This window comes from Nocardioides sp. WJ219 (assembly GCF_058559815.1).
Genome location: NZ_JBZUJV010000001.1, coordinates 37,336 through 55,784, shown reverse-complemented (window position 1 = coordinate 55,784; position 18,449 = coordinate 37,336). Strand labels below are relative to the sequence as shown.

Here is an 18,449-nt window from a genome sequence, read left to right as displayed (position 1 = left end):
GGCTCAGTGCAGGTGCTCGCCGGGACCGGTGACCTTGAGGTGCGGCAGGTCGTCGAGGTGGTGGTGGAGCTCGTGGGTGCGCCGGTAGCCGGTGTGGCTGACCCGCCAGCCCTGCGGCGTACGGACGTAGCGGTCCTCGTAGAACGACGCCCCCTCGAGCATGAACCTGAAGGCCTCCACGACGACGCGGTCCTGGAGGTACCAGCGCCCGACGGCGGTGTCGCCGTCGACGGTGATCTCGGGGTGGTGCACCTGGTGCAGGGTCAGCATCCCCTCGCCGAGGTTCTGGCGCATGTAGTCGACCAGCGCGGCCCGGTCGGCGAAGGCCAGGCCGTTGTAGTCACCGGTGGCCTCCGGCACGAAGCAGTCGGCGAACGACGTCCAGTCCTTGGTGTCGAGGGAACGCAGGTAGCGGTACTTCAGCTGGCTGATGTCGTGGGTCGCGATGAGGTCGTCGAGGGAGGTCACCGGAGCAATGTAAGCGGGATCACCCCAGGGTGAGACGCGGATGTAACCCGGGGTCAACCTCCCGGAAGAGTTGCTGCCGGAGGCTCTCCCCATGACCGAGAAAGAGATGCAGGAGGCCCAGACGCTCGATCAGCGTCGCGCCGCCCGTGCTGCCCTGAAGACCCGCCACTCCCAGAGCGTCGTCAAGCTCATGGACGAGCGCACCGACCTCCGCGGCGTCCACCCCCTGGCCGACTTCGTCGACGAGAGCGTGCGCTGGACGGCGTGACCCGAGGGGCTACCGCCGCCCGGTCTTGAACATCCCGCGCACGATCTCGCGGGCGGCGGTGCGCATCACGTCCTTGAAGGCCGTCGACGTCACGATGTCGTGCACCATGCCGGGGTCCTCCCGCGGCGCCGGCTTCGCCTTGGCCCTGGGCCTCCTCGGCGCCGGCACCTTCTTCTCGGCCGCCTCGTCGGCCGCCTCGTCGGCCGCCTTGGCCGCGCCGGCCTCGAGCCGGGCGGCGAGCCGCTCGCGGGCGCTGTCGCGGTCGACCGCCTGGCCGTACGTCGCCTGCCGCGGGCTGGCCGCCACGGTGGCGGCGACCGCGGCCGGGTCGCTGGGACCCATCAGCGACTCGGGGGCACGCAGCCGAGTCCACGCCACCGGCGTGGGGGCGCCGCGCTCGTCCATCACCGTGACCACCGCCTCGCCGATGCCGAGCGACGTGAGCACCGCGCCGAGGTCGTCGTAGCCGCCACTCGGGTAGGTGTCGACGGTCGCCCGCAACGCCTTGGCGTCGTTGGGGGTGTGGGCACGCAGCTGGTGCTGGACGCGCGAGCCGAGCTGGGCGAGCACCTCGTCGGGCACGTCGGTGGGGCGCTGGGTCACGAAGAACACCCCGACCCCCTTGGACCGGATCAACCGCACCGTCTGGGCGATCTGGTCGAGGAACGCCTCGGAGGCGTCGTCGAACAGCAGGTGCGCCTCGTCGAAGAAGAAGACCAGCCTGGGCTTGTCGACGTCGCCGACCTCGGGCAGGTCGTGGAACAGGTCGGCCAGCAGCCACATCAGGAACGTCGAGAAGATCGCCGGCCGGTCCTGCAGGTTCGGCAGCTCGACCAGCGAGATCACCCCCCGCCCGTCGTCGGTCGTCCGCAGCAGGTCGGCCGACTCGAACTCCGGCTCGCCGAAGAACGCGTCGGCGCCCTGGTCGGCCAGTCCGATCAGCTCGCGCAGGATGACGCCGGCGGTGGCCGAGGACAGGCCCCCGAGCGCCTTGAGCTCGGGCTTGCCCTCGTCACTGGTGAGGTGGGTGACGACCGCCCGCAGGTCGGCGAGGTCGAGCAGCGGCAGGCCGGCCCCGTCGGCGTAGTGGAACACCAGGCCGAGGCTCGACTCCTGGGTCTCGTTGAGCCCGAGGACCTTGCTCAGCAGGACGGGACCGAACGCCGACATCGTCACCCGCAGCGGCACGCCCGCACCCTCGCCGCCCAGGGCGTAGTACTCGACGGGGAACCCGGTCGCCGTCCACGTCTGCCCGACCGAGGCGGCTCGTGCCGCGACCTTCTCGCCGCCCTCGCCGGGCGTCGCGAGACCGGACAGGTCGCCCTTGATGTCGGCGGCGAAGACGGGGACGCCGGCCGTGCTCAGCTGCTCGGCGAGCAGCTGCAGCGTCTTGGTCTTGCCGGTCCCGGTGGCGCCGGCGACCAGGCCGTGCCGGTTGAGCATCGCCAGCGGGATACGCACCGGCACCGGGCTGAGCGTCTCGGCGTCGAGCATCAGGCTGCCGAGCTCGAGCGCCGGGCCGGCGAAGGCGTAGCCCGCCGCGACGGCCGCCTCCAGGGGGCTCTGCTCGGTGGGCGCTGCCGCGTCGGGGGTGCCGGTCATGCTCAGGAGGATAGGGGTGGGCCGCGGGCGCGCGTTTACACTCCCGACGTGATCTTCAAGCGCGTCGGTGAGGGGCGTCCCTACCCTCCCCACGGACTCAGCTCCGCCGCCTGGGCCTCCGTGCCCCCGCGGCAGGTGCGTCTCGACGAGCTGGTCACGACCAAGGACACCCTGCAGCTCGCGGCCCTGCTCGACGAGGACTCCACCTTCTACGGTGACCTCTTCGCGCACGTCGTCGTCTGGCGCGGCGAGCTCTACCTCGAGGACGGCCTGCACCGCGCGCTCCGCGCCGCCCTGCACCAGCGCAACGTGCTGCACGCGCGGGTCCACCGCCTCGACCCGGAGGTGGCACGGTGACCACTCGCTCGCTCGGCCACGTGCGCACCGCGGCGACGCTCGTCGTCCTGGTGCTCCTGCTCGGCTTCGCCGTCGCGCGCGGCCTGGCCTCGGTCACCGAGCCGTTCCCGGAGCGTGCCGACCCCCCGATCTGCGTCGAGAGCGCGGTGACCCAGGGCGACATCCTCCGGCCCGGGGGCGTGACCGTCAGCGTGGTCAACGCCGGCGGGACCAACGGGCAGGCCCGCAAGACCCGCGACGCCCTCGTCGACCGGGGCTTCGACCCGGGCGAGGTGGCCAACCAGCGCGACGAGAAGGTGACGACGGCCCAGATCCGGGTGGCCGGCGGGCGGTCGCCCGCCGTACGCCTCCTGCGCACCTACCTCGGCGGCCAGGTCGAGGTGGTCAGTTCCGAGGCCGGCTTCGCGGGCATCACGGTCGTCGTCGGCGACGAGTTCCCCGGCGTGCGTGCCGGCCGCGCGCAGCTCAAGGTCACCGACGACGCCACCGTCTGCGGTCCCCCGGCGCTCAGCTGAGCGTCCCGCGGCTCAGTCGGTCAGCCACTGGGCCAGCCGGCCCCTCGCGCTGACCTGGCGCAGTCGCTCCTCGGTGCGCTCGCGCATCCGGCGCGGGGTGACGACGAGCAGGTCGTCGCCGTGGCGCAGCACCGTACGGCGTTCGGGCACCAGCGTCTCGCCGTCGCGGATCACCAGCGACACCGACGCGCCCTGGGGGAGCCGCAGCTCGCCCACCTCGACGCCGTGCAGGCGCGAGACGGGACTGATCGTGATCTGCAGGAGGTCGGCCTGCACCCGGTCGAGCGGCGCCGCCTCGAGGTCGAGGTCGCGGGGCTCGGAGCGGCGCGTCACCCGCAGCAGCCGGGCGACCAGCGGCAGCAACGGAGCGGTGATCACGGTGTAGACGATGACCATCACGAAGACGATGTCGAAGAGTCGCTCGGCGTCGTCGACCCCCTCGCTGAGGGGGATCGTGGTGAGCACGATCGGGACGGCACCGCGCAGGCCGGCCCACGACAGGAACGACAGCTCGCGCCACGGCATCGGTCTGACGACGCTGCTCACCGCCACCGACACCGGTCGCGCGACGAGGGTGAGCAGTAGCCCGGCGGCCACGGCGGTGCCGACCGTCCCGAGGCTGATCCGTCCCGGCGAGAGCAGCAGCCCGAGCATCACGAACAGCCCGATCTGCGCCAGCCACGCGATGCCCTCGGCGAACGAGCGGGTGGTGCCGCGGTGGGGCAGGTCGGAGTTGCCCAGCACCAGCGCGGCGACGTACACCGCTGCGAACCCGCTGCCGTGCAGGTAGACCGAGGCGCCGTAGGCCAGGAAGGCCAGGCAGATGACGGCCAGCGGGTAGAGGCCCGACGACGGCAGCGCGACCCGCCGCATCATCCAGGCCCCGCCGAACCCGACGCCGAGCCCCATCGCCACCCCGAGCGCCAGCTCGAGGACGATGATGCCGCTCATCCCGAGCACCCCGTGCTCGGCGACCGCGCCGGTCGAGATCAGGGTCACCAGCACGACGGTCGGGGCGTCGTTGAGCCCCGACTCGGCCTCCAGCGAGCCCACCAGCCGCTGCGGGAGGGGGACGACGCGGAGCACCGAGAACACGGCCGCGGCGTCGGTGGGCGAGCAGACGGCGCCGAGCAGCACCGCCAGCTCCCACGGCAGCCCGAGGAGGTAGTGCGCGCCGACCGCCACGATGGCGACCGAGACGGCCACCCCGAGGGTCGCCAGCGACAGGCCCAGCCGGAACGACGGTCTCGCCTCGCGCCAGCTGGTCGTCAGTCCGCCCTCGGCCAGGATGATCGCGAGCGCCCCGAAGCCGAGCGCGTGGGCCACCTCGGCGTTCTCGAACTGGATGCCCAGGCCGGCCTCGCCGAGGACGACGCCCATCAGCAGGTAGATCAGCAGGCTCGGCAGGCCCGCACGGCTGGAGAGCCGCACCGCGAGGATGGCCGCGAGGGTGACCGCGGAGCCCACCAGCACGAACGTGTCGAGCTGGTGGACGTCGAAGCTCATGTCACCTCGGGGGTGTCGGGGTGGCGGGATCTGAGTCTACCGGCCGGCGTCCGCCGGCCCGCCCCGTGCGTATCACCCGGACGGGTCGGGGGTCCCGGGGTACCGGGCGGCATGCCTCAGCTCGTACGCAGCATCTACACGTCCCGCCCGCTGGAGTTCGTGTGGAGCTTCCTGTCCGACTTCACGACCACCGAGCAGTGGGACCCGCCGACCCAGCGGACCCGCCGCGTCGAGGGCGACGGCGGCGTCGGCACGGTCTACAAGAACGTCTCGAGCGTCCGCGGTCGGGAGGTGCCGATCACCTACACCGTGGTCGAGCACACCCCGCCGCACCGGCTGCAGCTGCGCGGCGACGCCGGCCGCGTGCAGTTCGTCGACACCATCGACCTGCAGCCGCTCGGCGACGAGGTCCGGGTGCGCTACACGGTCGACTACCGGTTGCGCGGCCCGGCCGTCGTGGCCACCCCGCTGTTCACGCGGGCCCTCAACCGGATCGCCGACGACGCCGCGGTGCAGATGGGGACGGTGCTCGACGAGCTCTAGGTGCTCGAGGGACCGGACGGGGACGGCAGGCCCTGCCGCTCGCGCACGGCCGCGAGCGCCAGGTCGACCACCGCGGAGCGGCTCGGCTGGTCGGCCACCTCGGCCAGTGGCACCCACTGCGCGAAGTCGGTGGAGCCGCCGACCTCGGTGGTGCCGAGCTCGCCGCCCACGACCGTGGCGTCGAAGAGGATCCGGACGGCGCGGAACGGGCGGCCGCTGACCCGCGACGCCGCCCCGTGGAAGGTGTCGACGAGCAGGGGCGCCCCCACCTGCACGTCGTACCCGGCCTCCTCGCGGACCTCCCGCACGAGCCCCTCGACCACGGTCTCGCCGTAGTCGACGCCGCCCCCGGGCAGGCTCCACGCGGGTGTCGCGTGGCCCTCGCCGTTGTACCAGGTGAGCAGGATCCGGTCGCGGTCGTCGAGGAGCACGGCGTACGCCGCGACCCGGGTGTCGTAGTCGGTGTAGTGCACCGCCCGAACCTAGGACATCCCCGGCACGCCCCGCCGGTCGCCAAGAACTGGAACATGTTCTAGATTTGCCGCGTGAGCACCGGCACCGTCATCCCCGAGACCGTCCCGGCCACCTCGGTCCCGGCCGACGCGCCGTCGTATGACGTGGTCGTCGTCGGGTTCGGGATCGCCGGCGGCTGCGCCGCGCTCGAGGCGGCCCGGGCCGGCGCGCGGGTGCTGCTCCTCGAGCGCGCGGCCGTGCACGGCGGCACCTCGTCGATGTCGGGCGGCCACTTCTACCTCGGTGCCGGCACCGCGGTGCAGCGGGCGACCGGGCACGACGACTCCGTCGAGGCGATGTACGACTACCTCGTCGCGGCCGCCAAGGAGCCCGAGCACGACAAGATCCGGGCCTACTGCGAGGACTCGGTCGAGCACTTCGACTGGCTGGAGTCGCTCGGCTTCGAGTTCGAGCGGTCCTACTACCCCGAGAAGGCGGTCATCCAGCCCGGCACCGAGGGGCTGATGTTCACCGGCAACGAGAAGGTGTGGCCGTTCAAGGAGCTGGCCACGCCCGCGCCGCGCGGCCACAAGGTGCCGGTGCCGGGCGACACCGAGGGCACCAGGATGGTGATGGACCTGCTGCGCGACCGGATCGTCGAGGCCGGCGTCGAGGTCCGCTACGAGACCGGCGCGACCAACCTCGTCGTCTCCGACGCCGGCGAGGTGACCGGGCTGGCGTGGCGCTCCTTCGACGAGACCGGCTTCGTCCTCGCCCCCGCCGTGGTGATCGCCGCCGGCGGGTTCGTGATGAACCCCGACATGGTCGCCGAGCACACCCCGGCCCTGGCCGAGAAGCCCTTCACCCTCGGCTCGACGTACGACGACGGCCTCGGCATCCGCCTCGGTGCCTCCGTCGGCGCCGAGCTCAAGCACATGGACGAGCCCTTCATCACCGCGCCGTTCTACCCGCCGTCCACGCTGATGTTCGGGTTCCTGGTCAACAAGCGGGGCGAGCGGTTCTGCAACGAGGACGGCTACCACTCACGCACCTCCCAGCACGTGATGGAGCAGCCGGACCACGCGGCCTACCTGGTGGTCGACAGCGAGCACGTGGAGTACCCGAAGTTCCCGCTGGTGCCGCTGATCGACGGCTACGAGACGATCGAGGAGCTCGAGACCGCGCTCGACCTGCCGGCGGGATCGGTGCAGAAGTCGCTCGAGCGCTACAACGAGCTCGCCGCCGCCGGCGACGACGTCGACTTCCACAAGGGCCCGGAGTGGCTGGCGCCCCAGGCCACCGGGCCGTGGGCGGTCTTCGACCTCACCCTCGGCACCGCGATCTACGCCGGCTTCACCCTCGGCGGCCTGCGGGTCAGCGTCGACGGCGCGGTGCAGCGCCCCGACGGCTCCACCGTCCCCGGCCTGTACGCCGCCGGCGCCTGCGCCTCCAACCTCGCCCAGGACGGCAAGGGCTACTGCTCGGGCACCCAGCTGGGCGAGGGGTCGTTCTTCGGCCGGCGGGCCGGGAAGGCCGCGGCCGCGCGCAGACCGGCCTGACCGCCTCCTCGACCACCGCTGGTCGAGGAGGTTGCGCTAGCAACCGTCTCGAGACCACGGCCGGTGACTAACCTCGCCTGGGTGAACCGCCTCCAGGCCGCCCAGCGCGCCAACGTGCCGCCGTTCCACGTGATGGACCTGCTGGCGGCGGGCGCCGAGCGCCGGCGCACGCACGACGACCTGCTCGACCTGCTGGCCGGGCAGCCGAGCACGGGCGCGCCGAGGGCCGTCAACGACGAGGCGGTCCGGCTGCTGCAGAGCGGCGACCCGCTCGGCTACACGCCGGCCACCGGCATCCGCGAGCTCCGCGAGGCGATCGCCGGGCACCACCGCCGCGCCCACGGCGTCGAGGTCGACCCCGACGAGGTGGTGGTGACCACCGGCAGCAGCGGCGGGTTCCTGCTGGCGTTCCTGGCGGCGTTCGAGGTCGGCGACCGGGTGGCGATCGCGCGCCCCGGCTACCCGTGCTACCGCAACGTGCTCGCGGCGCTCGGCTGCGAGGTCGTCGAGATCCCGACCGGCCCCGAGACCCGCTTCCAGCCGACCGTCGACCAGGTCGCGGCGATCCCCGACCTGCGGGGGCTCGTGCTGGCCAGCCCCGCCAACCCGACCGGCACCATGCTGCTGCCGAGCGAGCTGGCCGCGCTGGCCCGCCACTGCGACGACGCCGGCGTCCAGCTGATCAGCGACGAGATCTACCACGGCATCGAGTACGCCGAGCCGCGCCTGGCGCGCAGCGCCTGGGAGACCAGCCGCGAGGCCGTCGTGTTCTGCTCGTTCTCCAAGTACTTCTCGATGACCGGCTGGCGGATCGGCTGGATGCTGGTGCCCGAGCGGCTGCGCCGCGCGGTCGACGTCCTCGCCGGCAACTTCACGATCTGCCCGCCGGTGCTCGCCCAGCGCGCCTGCCTGGCGGCGTTCAGCGACGACGCCTACGCCGAGCTCGACGGCCACGTCCGCCGCTACGCCGGCAACCGGCGGCTGCTGCTCGACGGCCTGGCCCGCCTCGGCGTGACCGGCCTCGCGCCCGCCGACGGCGCGTTCTACGCCTACGCCGACGTCGGCCACCTGACCACCGACTCGATGGGCTTCGCCCACGAGGTGCTGGCCCGCACCGGCGTCGCCCTGGCCACCGGCGTCGACTTCGACACCGTCGACGGCGGCCGGTTCGTGCGCTTCTCCTTCGCCGGCCCCGGCGCCGTCATCGAGGAGGCGCTCGAGCGGCTCACCCCGGTGCTGAGGCCGTAGCGCTGGTCGACCAGCGTCAGGGGCGCTCCCACGCCGTCGGGTCCGTCGTACGACGGGGCGCGGAGGAGTCGGCGAAGCCGATGCCGCGCAGGTAGGAGCGCTGCACGAACCCGTTGCGCACCCGCTGCGGGTGGTCGCCGACGCGGGTCGTCGAGACGATCCGGGCGGTCTTGTAGGAGATCCGCGAGACGGTGTCGGAGCCGCTCCACGAGACGTAGCAGTACCGGCCGTCCCAGCTCGGGGTGACCCAGTAGGGCTTGAGCCCGCCCTTGAGGAGCCGGGTGTGCCCCCACCGGCGACCCGGCACGACCATGGTGGCGTAGTCGCTCATGGTGCCGGCGACGCAGATCCGGGTGCCCTTCGGGTTCATCGCGATCCCGTGGTGGGCGGAGTCGAGCAGGTAGAGCGGACGGGGCGTGCGCGGGACCAGGTTGGGCAGCCGCTTCACGCGGGTGATCCGGCCCGTCCGCCGGTCGAGCTCGACGAACCCGTGGAAGAACGACAGCTGCAGGTAGAACTTCTCCTCGCCGGGCGAGATCGTCATCGGCCGCACCGAGATGCTGACGTCGTCCATCCCGCGCGCGTCGAGTGCCTTGCGCAGGTCGTAGCGCCGCTCCACCTCGAACGTCTTGGCGTTGACGACCTGCAGCACGCGATCGCCCTCGAGCGGGTCGGGGATGCCGGGCTCGTCGAGCGGGCTGTAGACCGTGCCGATACTGGCGTGCAGGATGCGCTTGCCGCCGTCGATGAAGGTGCTCTCGTGCGGCGAGCCGCCCGAGGCGAAGCGGCCCACCTGCTTGCCGTCCCTGATCCGCAGCACGTGGACGACGTTGCCGGTCGAGGCGCTGACGACGACCCGGCGCCCGTCGGGCGAGACGGCCATGTGGTCGGAGCGGACGCCGGCGACCGGGAAGCGCCACACGATCTTCTCGGTGCGCAGGCTGATCGCGACGACGTCGGCGAACGACGGCCGCGAGATGACGACCAGCTTGCCGTCGTTGGACGAGTACATGTCGTCGACGAACTGGTCGTTGCCCTCGCCGATCAGCGCGCGGATCGCCAGGAAGTAGGCCAGCCGGTAGGGGTTGGTGGCGATCTCCCGCATCCGCTGCTCGTAGTCGGGGACCACGTCGATCGACCCGAGCCGGCGGAAGGTGCGGGGGTCGAGCAGCGTCGCCGTGCCCTCCCAGTTGTCGCCGACGAGGACGACCCGGCGCACCGGCGGGGCACCGGGATCCTCGGCCTGCGCGGCCGGTGCGCTCAGCAGGCCGGCGCCCGCGACCAGGACGCCGGACAGGCCCAGCGTGACGAGACGACGTACGAACCCCATGTCCACACTCCTTCGTGACGGACCCATCTTGCCCGCTGCGGGGTTTCGCGTCTGCACAAGTGGGAAGGCCACACCTGGATCGGACCGATTCCGGGAGGACTTCACATGTACGGCGAGCCCGACGTGCTGCGGCGCCGCGTCGACGAGCTGCGCGAGCAGGCCGTCGACGTCCGCAGCCTCGCCGACCGGCTGGTCGCGCAGACCGAGGCCATCGGGTGGAGCGGTCGCGCGGCCGACTCGATGCGGGTCCGGGTCACCGAGCGCGCCATGCACCTGCGCCGCGCCGCGGCCCAGCACGAGACGGCAGCCGACTCGCTCGACCGGCACCTGCAGGAGGTCGAGCACCTGCAGGAGCAGATCGCCGACGTCGAGCGGCGCGCCGCCGACCTCGTCGCCGAGGCCCGCACCCGCACGGCCGACGCCGAGCGCCGCAACGAGGCGGCCCGGTCGGCCGACCCGGGCGCTGCGATGATCGAGCCCGACCCCGACGACGTCGTGCTGGGTGCCTTCGAGCCCCCGCCCACCGGCCACCGTGACTGGCTCCGCGTCGAGCTGCCCGGGCTGACGTGACCACGACGAGGAGGGCACCGTGACCACCATCGACCTGAGCACGCCGACTCCCCCGCCGACCTCGCTGCTCGACGCACTCCCCCGCCGGGTGGCGCTCACCCTTCCCGAGCTCACGCTCGTCGCCGAGCGCGCCGGCGGCGCCCCCCTGCCGTTCGACGTCACCGCGCCGGGCGGGTCGTCGGCGCTCGAGAGCCGGCTCGGAGCGAGCCGCGGCACCACCGAGGACCAGGCCTACCTCGCCGCGCTGGCCTCCCTCCACGACCCGGTCACCGCCCTGACCCGCCGGGGCCTGCTCGTCGACGGGACCCTCGACGACGGCCTGGCCGGCGCCGTGGGTCTGCTCGCGACGCCGTCGTACGCCGTGGAGATCGACGTCGCGGTCGACGGCGTCCGGGTCAAGGCCTGGCACCGGGCCGACGGCGACGCGGTGGCCACCCTGGCCACCAGCGACGGCATCGTCTTCGAGCTGTCGTGGTTCCCGACGTCGGCGTGGCCGGCCGAGCTCGCCCGCGTCGGCGTGCTGCCCGAGGACCTCACGCTCCGCGAGTCCCGGGTGCCGGCCCTCGTCGACCTGCCCTACGAGCTCGCCGACGCCGCCGTCGAGACCGGCGGCCGCACCGACCTGCTGGCCGCGCTCGCCGCGCAGCACGCCGGCTCCGTGCTCGACGGCGACGGACGTCCGGTCTTCGCCGCCGAGATCCCCGGGCTGCTGCAGGCGATCAGCGCCGAGGCGCAGGGGCGGCTGCGCGTGCTGGTGGCCGACGTCTCGCGAGCCCCGGCCACCGTGGTCGGGGTGCGGTCGTGGGTGCTGGTGGCCGACGGGTGGCGGGCGATGCGGCCCCACCACGAGCGCGGGGCGGCGCGGGTCGAGCTGCGGACCGTCGAGCCCGGCGACCTCCCCGCCGACCTGGCGCCGGTGCTCGCGGAGGTGTCGTCGTGACCCGACCCGACCAGGAGTCGGTGGTCGCCGCGGCCGCCGCCGAGGAGCGTCGTACGCCGGCCACCGAGGCGGAGGCGGCCGACCTCGCCGACAAGTACGACCGGATGATGCGGCTCGCGGCGCTCTTCGACGACTCGGGCGAGGAGATGCGCCGACGGGCCGGCCTCGGCGCCGACGTGGTCGCCGACCCCGCGTTCACCGAGTCCCAGCCGCTCTCGCCGGCCACCTACGCCGAGGCCGAGGACGACGTCCGCGCGGCCACCACCGGCAAGCACGGCCTGCTCACCCGCTCGATCGAGCTCGACGCCGACGCACTGGTGCTGCGCGCCACCGTGCTCACCTACCGCTGGATCGACGAGCTGCAGGCGGCGGCGTACAAGACGCTCGGCTCGATCGCCGGCCGCGCGATCGGCTACCTCGCGCCCGAGGTGGCGCTCGGCGGCGCGATCGTCTCGGCCGGGCTGATCGAGACCGACGCCCTCGACCGTGACAGCGTCGCGGCCTACCTCGACGAGCTCGCCGGGTCCAACCCCGAGCTGATGGAGCACGTCACCAGCGGTGGCGGCGGGCTGCTCGACGGGCTGCGGATGCGGTCCCTGCTCACCGCCGGGGTGCTCTCGGGCGACCAGGGCCGCCTGGCCGGCCAGGGCGGGCTCCGGGCGATCGGGGTGGCGCCGTTCAGCGACGGGTTCGACGCCGCGCTGCGCGACGTCGCCGGCGGGCTCGTCGACGAGGCCCCCGTGCCCAGCGCGCCCGACCCGCTCGCCGCCGACGCGGCGCCGCGCAACCTGACCGACCTGCTCACCACCCTGTCGCGGACGACCGCGAGCGTCTCCGTACGACGGGTGGCCGACAGCCGCTACGTCGCCTACCTCCCGGGGCCCGGCGCCAACGGTCACGGCCGCCGGCTGCGCCTGGTCGGCGGTGACCAGTCGACGTACGCCGAGCATGTCGTGCGCACCATCGAGCAGGCCGTCGCCGGCGACGAGGGGGCCCGGGTGCTCCTGGTGGGCGCGGCCCAGGGCGGTGTCGCCGCCGCCGAGGTCGCCGCCCACGAGGGCTCCCCCCGCTTCGTCGTCGACCAGGTCGTCACGGCCGGTGCGCCGTCGGCGCACGTGCCCCGCATCCCGGCGCCGACCCGCGTGCTCTCGCTCGAGGACCGGTCCGACCCCATCGCCCTCCTGGGTTCGCTGATCGGCTCCGGCGGCACCGACAACCGGGTCACGGTCGTCTACGACGGCGGCCGCGAGGGCTACGTCGAGGGCGGCCGGGCCGCCGACTCGGCCTCCCACCCGGCGCTGCGGCGTGAGATCGACCGGCTGGTCGGGCTCGGCTACCTCGCGGGCCCGGACTGACCGTCCCGCCCGTCAGACCACCGGGAAGTCGAAGTAGGTGTCCGGGTACGGCTCGTCGCAGAGCGTGTAGTGCCACCACTCGCGCTCGTAGGCGCTGAACCCGGCGTCCTCCATGAGGGAGCGGAGGAGCGCCCGGTTGCGCGCCGCCTCGGCCGGGACCCCGCCGGCCCCGTGGTGCGAGAGCGGGTCCATCAGGTCGTGGTCGCCGCCCATGTCGACCAGCTCGGCGGAGTCGAGGCGGTAGAGCGTCAGGTCGACGGTGCTCCCGCGGGTGTGGCCCGACTTCTCGGCCACGTAGCCGCGCGCGAACATCTCGGGCCGGTCGAGGTTCGGGTAGTGGCGGGTCTTGGTGCGACCGTCCTCCGGTTGTCGCGACCAGCGGACGAAGCAGTCCACCGCGCGCTGCGGCCGGTAGCCGTCCCAGACGAGCAGCCCGAGGGACTGGGACTCCGCCGCCCGCCGGGCCCGCTCCAGGGCCCGGCACAGCGCCATGGTGCCGACGATGCGGTTGGCGTGGTAGCCGTCGACCGGCTTGCCGGTGAAGTTGTCCCAGGTGGCGTACTTGCCGTCCCACCGGATGCCGGGCACGTGGTCGTCGACGAAGACGAAGTCGGCGTTCATCGGTGCTTGCCCGCGATCGTCAGCGACACCAGCCGGTCGAGGAGCTCGCCGAGCGGGACGCCGGCGGCCGCCATCATCCGCGGGTAGCGGCTGTACGACGTCAGCCCGGGCATGGTGTTGACCTCGTTGAGCACCACCGTCCCGTCGTCGGTGAGGAACATGTCCACGCGCGCCAGGCCGGTGCAGCCCAGCGCCCGGTAGATCCGCTTCGCGGTGTCCTGGACGACCGCGCGGGTCTCGGCGGGGATGTCGGCCGGGACGATGGCGGTGGAGTTCTCCGAACCGGTCTCCGGCGCGTCCTCCTGGTGGATCCGGAAGAACCCGTGGGAGAGCGCGATCCGGTCCACCTCGCCCGTCACCAGGCCGAAGCGCTCGCCCAGGACCGCGCACCCCACCTCGCGGCCGGCCACGGCGCCCTCGACGAGCACCTTGGCGTCGAACTGCCGCGCGAGCGCGACGGCGTCTGCCAGGTCCTCGGGCCGCGACACCTTGCTCACGCCGAAGGACGAGCCCGACCGTGCGGGCTTGACGAACACGGGGTAGGTCAGCGAGCCCGGGTCGACGACGCCGTCCGGCGGGACCGTCGTGCAGCGCGGGGTGGCGATGCCGGCGCTCGCCGCGACGACGTAGGCCAGCGACTTGTCCATGCAGAGCGCCGAGCTCTGGACGTCGCACCCCACGTAGGGGATGCCGGACAGCTCCAGGAGGCCCTGGACCGCGCCGTCCTCGCCGAACCTCCCGTGCAGGACGGGGATCACCACGTCGAGGTGGACGACCTCGTGGCGGTCCGGGTGCAGGACGACGAGGCCGTGGGTGCTCCGGTCGGGCGACAGCACCACCGGACGACCGGGCGCGGACTCCCAGTCCGCAGCCGGCCCGCCGCAGAGGCGCCACTCGCCGGCCTTGGTGATGCCGATCCAGAACACCTCGTACCTGGTGGCGTCCAGGTGCGCGGCGACCTCCCGCGCGGACTTCACCGAGACCGGGTGCTCCTCGGAGCAGCCGCCGAACACGACGCCGACCTTCAACCTGCTCATCTCACTCATCTCGTGTCTCGCTCTCGAACCGCATGCAGTTGACGATGGATCTCTCGACCGAGTCACGCAGGGCGTGATCGGTGTAGAACGCGGTGTGCGGCGTGAGCAGCGCGTGCGGGAGGCGCTGCAGCTCGAGCAGCGGTCCGTCCCGCGGCGGCGTGGCGCGGTGGTCGGCGTAGAAGACGCCCTCCTCGCCCTCGACGACGTCGAGCGCCGCGCCGCCGATCGCCCCCCGCCGTAGCGCGGCGCAGAGGGCGTCGGTGTCGACGAGTCCGCCGCGTCCGGTGTTGACGACGTACGCGCCGGGCTTCATCCGGGCGATGCGACGACGGTCGAGGAGGTGGTGGGTCCCCCCGTCCAGCGGCGTGTGCAGCGTGACGACGTCGCTGACGCGCAGCAGCTCCTCCAGCGACACGTGCTCGGCGGCCGTCCCGGGCACCGTGTCGAAGGCGACCACGCGACCTCCGAAGCCCCGCAGCCGGTCGATCACGGCACTCCCGATCCGACCGGTCCCGACCACGCCGACGACCAGGTCGCGCAGCTCCCGACCGCGCGACTCGTGGAGCCGGTAGTCGTGGACCTCGGACCGGAGGACGACGGACTTCATGTTCCGCACCGCCATCAGGATCAGCATCAGCGTGAAGTCGGCGACGCTGTCGGGGGAGTACTCGACGTTGCCCACGGTGAGGCCGAGGCTGCGGGCGTGGTCGAGGTCGACGTGGTTGTAGCCGATGCTGCGGGTCGAGACGTACTCGACGCCGGCCTGGCGGAGCGCGGCGAGCGTGGCGTTGGTGACGCGGGTCTTGTGTCCGATGCTGATGCACCGGCTGCCCACGGCGAGGCCGACGTTGCTCTCGGAGAGCGGCGCCTCGCTGAGGACCGGCAGCACGCCGTGGGCGGGCGCCACGCGGCGGAACAGGTCGGCCTCGTCCGGGTCGCACCCGTAGATCGCGAGCCGGTGCGTCGTCCCGGCCGGGACGGACGGTCGGGCTCCTCGGGTGCGGGACGGTGCTCTGGCCGGTGCGCTTCGGGTCATGCGCCCAGCCAAGACAGGTCGGTGTTGCCAGCGGGTATGCGGTTTTGGATACGCCGGCGATAGGTGGCGTCTCCCTACATTGGTCCCATGCGGGTGCTGATCGTGGAGGACGAGCCCTTCCTGGCCGAGGCCGTCCGCGACGGGCTGCGCCTCGAGGCGATCGCGGCCGACATCGCCGGCGACGGCGACACCGCCCTGGAGCTGCTGGGCGTCCACACCTATGACATCGCCGTCCTGGACCGCGACATCCCGGGTCCCTCGGGCGACGAGATCGTCACCAGGATCGTCGCCTCCGGGTCCGGCATGCCGATCCTGATGCTCACCGCCGCCGACCGGCTCGACGACAAGGCCTCGGGGTTCGGGCTGGGCGTCGACGACTACCTCACCAAGCCCTTCGAGCTCCGCGAGCTGGTGCTCCGGCTCCGGGCGCTCGACCGCCGGCGCGCGCACAACCGGCCACCCGTGCGGGAGATCGCGGGCCTGCGGCTCGACCCGTTCCGCCGGGAGGTCTACCGCGACGACCGCTACGTGGCACTGACCCGCAAGCAGTTCGCCGTGCTCGAGGTCCTCGTCGCGGCCGAGGGCGGGGTCGTCAGCGCGGAGGAGCTGCTGGAGCGCGCGTGGGACGAGAACGCCGATCCCTTCACCAACGCGGTGCGGATCACCGTCTCCGCACTGCGCAAGCGTCTCGGCGAGCCGCAGATCATCGCCACGACCGCCGGCGTCGGGTACCGGATCGACACCGGCGCCGTCGTCGGCCACCCGGGAGGAGCCCGTGGATAGAGCACGCGGGATGAGCGCCCGCCTCCGGCTCACGCTCAGCTACGCGGGCTTCCTGGTGGTCGCCAGCACCCTGCTGCTCGCCGCCGTCTGGGTCTTCCTCCTGCGCTACGTGCCCGACCGCGCCTTCCTCAGGGACGCCACGGACCGTGACGTCCTGAAGGTCTTCCCCATCCGGTCCAACCTCGTCGAGGTGTTCGCCCCGAGGGCGGCAGCGGTCCTGGTCCTCGTGCTGCTGATCGGTCTCGTGGGCGGCTGGCTCCTGGCCGGCCGGATGCTCGCGCCGCTCGACCGGATCGCCGACGCCGCACGGATGGCGACCAGCGGCTCGCTCTCGCACCGCATCGCCCTGGCCGGGCGCACCGACGAGTTCCGCGAGCTGGCCGACACCTTTGACAGCATGCTCGGCCGGCTCGAGGCCCACGTGGGCGAGCAGCAGCGGTTCGCCGCCAACGCCTCCCACGAGCTGCGCACCCCCCTGGCCGTGATGCAGACGCTCCTCGAGGTCGCCCGCAAGGACCCCACCAACGACATGGGCGAGGTCCTCGACCGGTTGTCGGCCGTCAACACCCGCGCCATCGAGCTGACCGAGGCCCTGCTCCTGCTCAGCCGCGCCGAGGCCCGGTCGTTCCACCGGCAGCAGGTCGACCTGTCCCTGGTGACGGAGGAGGCGGCGGAGTCCCTCCTCCCGCTCGCCGAGAAGCGGGGGGTCGCCCTCCACCTCGACGACGAGGCGTCGTCGACGATCGGCTCGCCGGCCCTGCTGCTGCAGCTGGTCACCAACCTCGTGCACAACGCGATCGTCCACAACCGCGGCGGGTCGGGCGGCGTGTGGGTGACGACGGGGACCTACCCGGGCGGTGCCCGGCTCAGCGTCGAGAACACGGGCGAGGAGCTCTCGCAGGAGCTGGTCGCCACCCTCGTCGAGCCGTTCCGGCGCGGCACCGAGCGCGTGCACGCCGACCACGTCGGCGCCGGCCTCGGCCTGGCGATCGCCGGCAGCATCACCCGGGCGCACGACGGCGACCTCCACCTCGCGCCGCGCCCGGGCGGGGGGCTGTGCGTCACGGTGCGGCTCCCGGCGACCCCACCTCGTGACGACACGTGAGCGGGCACGAGCCCGGCCCCCGTCCGAGGCGGCGCGAGGCGCGCAACCACCTCAAGACGCTCCTGGCGGTGACCGTCGTGGCGCTGCTCGGCTGGTACGTCGTGCTCGAGGGCGTCGGCGACCGCCGGTCGGTGGTGGAGTACGTCCAGGACCGTCTCGACGGCATGGTCGGTGGGGACGACGAGGACTACCCGGGTCCCGGCAGCGGCTCGGTCGTCTTCGAGGTGCAGGCCGGCGACAGCGCCGCGGTGATCGGCCGGCACCTCGAGGAGCAGGGCGTCGTCGCCTCGGCAGGGGCGTTCGTCGAGGCGGCTCGCAGCGACCCGCGGTCGCGGCGCATCCAGGTCGGCACCTACGAGCTGTCGGAGCGGATGCGCGCCGCGGACGCCCTGGAGGTGCTCCTCGACCCGGCCGGTGCCGTGATCAGCAGGGTCACCGTTCCCGAGGGCCTGCGGGTCGTCGAGATCGTCGGGGTCCTGGCCGCGGCCACCGGGGTCGCGCCCGCCGCGTTCCGCCAGGCGCTGCGGCGTCCCGGGGCGATCGGCCTGCCCGACCAGGCGAACGGCGACGCCGAGGGCTACCTGTTCCCCGCGACGTACGACTTCCCGCCGGGCACGACCGCGCGGGAGATGCTCACCGCGATGGTGGACCGCTGGCGGCAGGCCGCCGACGCGCTCGACCTCGACGTCGCCGCTCGCCGGCTCGGCTACACACCCGCCGAGCTGATGACGGTGGCGAGCCTGGTGCAGGCCGAGGGACGTGGCGACGACATGCCCAAGATCGCCCGCGTCATCTACAACCGGCTCGAGGTCGAGCCCAACCCGAGTGCCGGCTACCTGCAGGTCGACGCGACGGTCAACTACGCCCTGGACCGCTCGTTGGTGGCGGTCCCCACCCTCGACGACCTCGAGGTCGACTCGCCGTACAACACCTACGCCCACCGGGGCCTGCCCCCGGGGCCGATCGAGGCACCGGGCACCGAGGCCATCGAGGCCGCCCTCCGCCCCGCCCGGGGCGACTGGTTCTTCTACGTCACCGTCGACCTGGGCACGGGCGAGACGCGCTTCACCGACGACTACGACGAGTTCCTGTCGTTCAAGCAGGAGCTGCGCGACTACTGCGCACAGGAGTCCGACCGCTGCTGAGAGCACTG

General features: G+C 73.1%; 20 protein-coding genes. 12 read left to right on the top strand and 8 right to left on the bottom strand.

Annotated elements, in window-relative coordinates:
* Nucleotides 1–3: 3 nt before the first annotated feature.
* On the bottom strand, nt 4–468 hold the full coding sequence (locus AC4MBH_RS00270) for a nuclear transport factor 2 family protein (protein ID WP_491792322.1): 465 nt from the start codon (nt 466–468) through the stop codon (nt 4–6).
* A 91-nt stretch (nt 469–559) separates the two neighbouring features.
* Between AC4MBH_RS00270 and AC4MBH_RS00265 the strand changes: the two genes are divergently transcribed.
* Nucleotides 560–736, top strand: a complete 177-nt coding sequence (locus AC4MBH_RS00265; protein WP_491792321.1) for a hypothetical protein — start codon at nt 560–562, stop codon at nt 734–736.
* A 9-nt stretch (nt 737–745) separates the two neighbouring features.
* Here AC4MBH_RS00265 and AC4MBH_RS00260 read toward each other — a convergent pair whose 3' ends face one another.
* Entirely contained in the window at nt 746–2,338 is a 1,593-nt protein-coding gene (locus AC4MBH_RS00260) for a helicase HerA-like domain-containing protein (protein ID WP_491792320.1), read from the bottom strand.
* Between the two features lie 48 nt (nt 2,339–2,386).
* Here AC4MBH_RS00260 and AC4MBH_RS00255 point away from each other — a divergent pair, with 48 nt between their 5' ends.
* Nucleotides 2,387–2,695 (top strand): type II toxin-antitoxin system VapB family antitoxin, encoded by a 309-nt coding sequence (locus tag AC4MBH_RS00255; RefSeq protein WP_491792319.1) that lies wholly within the window; start codon nt 2,387–2,389, stop codon nt 2,693–2,695.
* Nucleotides 2,692–3,210: a LytR C-terminal domain-containing protein gene (locus AC4MBH_RS00250; RefSeq protein WP_491792318.1), complete on the top strand. Its 519-nt coding sequence runs from the start codon at nt 2,692–2,694 to the stop codon at nt 3,208–3,210. The genes AC4MBH_RS00255 and AC4MBH_RS00250 overlap by 4 nt, the downstream gene beginning before the upstream one ends.
* Before the next feature lie 12 nt (nt 3,211–3,222).
* Here AC4MBH_RS00250 and AC4MBH_RS00245 read toward each other — a convergent pair whose 3' ends face one another.
* Complete coding sequence (locus AC4MBH_RS00245) at nt 3,223–4,716, bottom strand: potassium/proton antiporter (RefSeq protein ID WP_491792317.1); 1,494 nt, start codon at nt 4,714–4,716, stop codon at nt 3,223–3,225.
* Nucleotides 4,717–4,827: 111 nt separating this feature from the next.
* Between AC4MBH_RS00245 and AC4MBH_RS00240 the strand changes: the two genes are divergently transcribed.
* Nucleotides 4,828–5,259, top strand: a complete 432-nt coding sequence (locus tag AC4MBH_RS00240) for an SRPBCC family protein (protein WP_491792316.1) — start codon at nt 4,828–4,830, stop codon at nt 5,257–5,259.
* On the opposite strand, the gene AC4MBH_RS00235 is transcribed toward AC4MBH_RS00240, so the two are convergent.
* On the bottom strand, nt 5,256–5,732 hold the full coding sequence (locus AC4MBH_RS00235; RefSeq protein ID WP_491792315.1) for an NUDIX domain-containing protein: 477 nt from the start codon (nt 5,730–5,732) through the stop codon (nt 5,256–5,258). The genes AC4MBH_RS00240 and AC4MBH_RS00235 overlap by 4 nt on opposite strands.
* 72 nt (nt 5,733–5,804) lie before the next feature.
* Between AC4MBH_RS00235 and AC4MBH_RS00230 the strand changes: the two genes are divergently transcribed.
* Together AC4MBH_RS00230 and AC4MBH_RS00225 are read left to right on the top strand one after the other, a co-directional pair.
* Nucleotides 5,805–7,271: an FAD-binding protein gene (locus tag AC4MBH_RS00230; RefSeq protein ID WP_491792314.1), complete on the top strand. Its 1,467-nt coding sequence runs from the start codon at nt 5,805–5,807 to the stop codon at nt 7,269–7,271.
* A gap of 81 nt (nt 7,272–7,352) precedes the next feature.
* On the top strand, nt 7,353–8,519 hold the full coding sequence (locus AC4MBH_RS00225; RefSeq protein WP_491792313.1) for an aminotransferase class I/II-fold pyridoxal phosphate-dependent enzyme: 1,167 nt from the start codon (nt 7,353–7,355) through the stop codon (nt 8,517–8,519).
* Between the two features lie 16 nt (nt 8,520–8,535).
* Here AC4MBH_RS00225 and AC4MBH_RS00220 read toward each other — a convergent pair whose 3' ends face one another.
* Nucleotides 8,536–9,849: a YncE family protein gene (locus tag AC4MBH_RS00220; RefSeq protein WP_491792312.1), complete on the bottom strand. Its 1,314-nt coding sequence runs from the start codon at nt 9,847–9,849 to the stop codon at nt 8,536–8,538.
* A gap of 105 nt (nt 9,850–9,954) precedes the next feature.
* Between AC4MBH_RS00220 and AC4MBH_RS00215 the strand changes: the two genes are divergently transcribed.
* The 3 genes from AC4MBH_RS00215 to AC4MBH_RS00205 are packed head-to-tail and all read left to right on the top strand — an operon-like array spanning nt 9,955 to nt 12,714.
* Nucleotides 9,955–10,419, top strand: a complete 465-nt coding sequence (locus AC4MBH_RS00215; protein WP_491792311.1) for a hypothetical protein — start codon at nt 9,955–9,957, stop codon at nt 10,417–10,419.
* Between the two features lie 19 nt (nt 10,420–10,438).
* Nucleotides 10,439–11,359, top strand: coding sequence for a hypothetical protein (locus AC4MBH_RS00210; protein WP_491792310.1), 921 nt, complete (start codon nt 10,439–10,441; stop codon nt 11,357–11,359).
* Nucleotides 11,356–12,714, top strand: coding sequence for a hypothetical protein (locus AC4MBH_RS00205; protein WP_491792309.1), 1,359 nt, complete (start codon nt 11,356–11,358; stop codon nt 12,712–12,714). The genes AC4MBH_RS00210 and AC4MBH_RS00205 overlap by 4 nt, the downstream gene beginning before the upstream one ends.
* 12 nt (nt 12,715–12,726) lie before the next feature.
* Here the strand turns inward: AC4MBH_RS00205 and vanX are convergent, their stop codons facing one another.
* The 3 genes from vanX to AC4MBH_RS00190 are packed head-to-tail and all read right to left on the bottom strand — an operon-like array spanning nt 12,727 to nt 15,408.
* Nucleotides 12,727–13,335, bottom strand: coding sequence for a D-Ala-D-Ala dipeptidase VanX (gene vanX / locus AC4MBH_RS00200; protein WP_491792308.1), 609 nt, complete (start codon nt 13,333–13,335; stop codon nt 12,727–12,729).
* On the bottom strand, nt 13,332–14,372 hold the full coding sequence (gene vanA / locus AC4MBH_RS00195) for a D-alanine--(R)-lactate ligase (RefSeq protein ID WP_491792307.1): 1,041 nt from the start codon (nt 14,370–14,372) through the stop codon (nt 13,332–13,334). Before vanA ends, vanX begins: the two co-directional genes overlap by 4 nt.
* A 1-nt stretch (nt 14,373) precedes the next feature.
* Nucleotides 14,374–15,408 carry an NAD(P)-dependent oxidoreductase gene (locus AC4MBH_RS00190; RefSeq protein ID WP_491792306.1) on the bottom strand — a complete coding sequence of 345 codons (1,035 nt, stop codon included), beginning with the start codon at nt 15,406–15,408 and terminating at the stop codon, nt 14,374–14,376.
* A gap of 87 nt (nt 15,409–15,495) precedes the next feature.
* Between AC4MBH_RS00190 and AC4MBH_RS00185 the strand changes: the two genes are divergently transcribed.
* The 3 genes from AC4MBH_RS00185 to mltG are packed head-to-tail and all read left to right on the top strand — an operon-like array spanning nt 15,496 to nt 18,441.
* Nucleotides 15,496–16,191: a response regulator transcription factor gene (locus tag AC4MBH_RS00185; RefSeq protein WP_491792305.1), complete on the top strand. Its 696-nt coding sequence runs from the start codon at nt 15,496–15,498 to the stop codon at nt 16,189–16,191.
* Nucleotides 16,192–16,201: 10 nt separating this feature from the next.
* A complete protein-coding gene (locus AC4MBH_RS00180) occupies nt 16,202–17,296 on the top strand; it encodes a sensor histidine kinase (protein WP_491792304.1) in 1,095 nt (364 codons plus the stop codon).
* Complete coding sequence (gene mltG, locus AC4MBH_RS00175) at nt 17,293–18,441, top strand: endolytic transglycosylase MltG (RefSeq protein WP_491792303.1); 1,149 nt, start codon at nt 17,293–17,295, stop codon at nt 18,439–18,441. The genes AC4MBH_RS00180 and mltG overlap by 4 nt, the downstream gene beginning before the upstream one ends.
* Nucleotides 18,442–18,449: the final 8 nt, after the last annotated feature.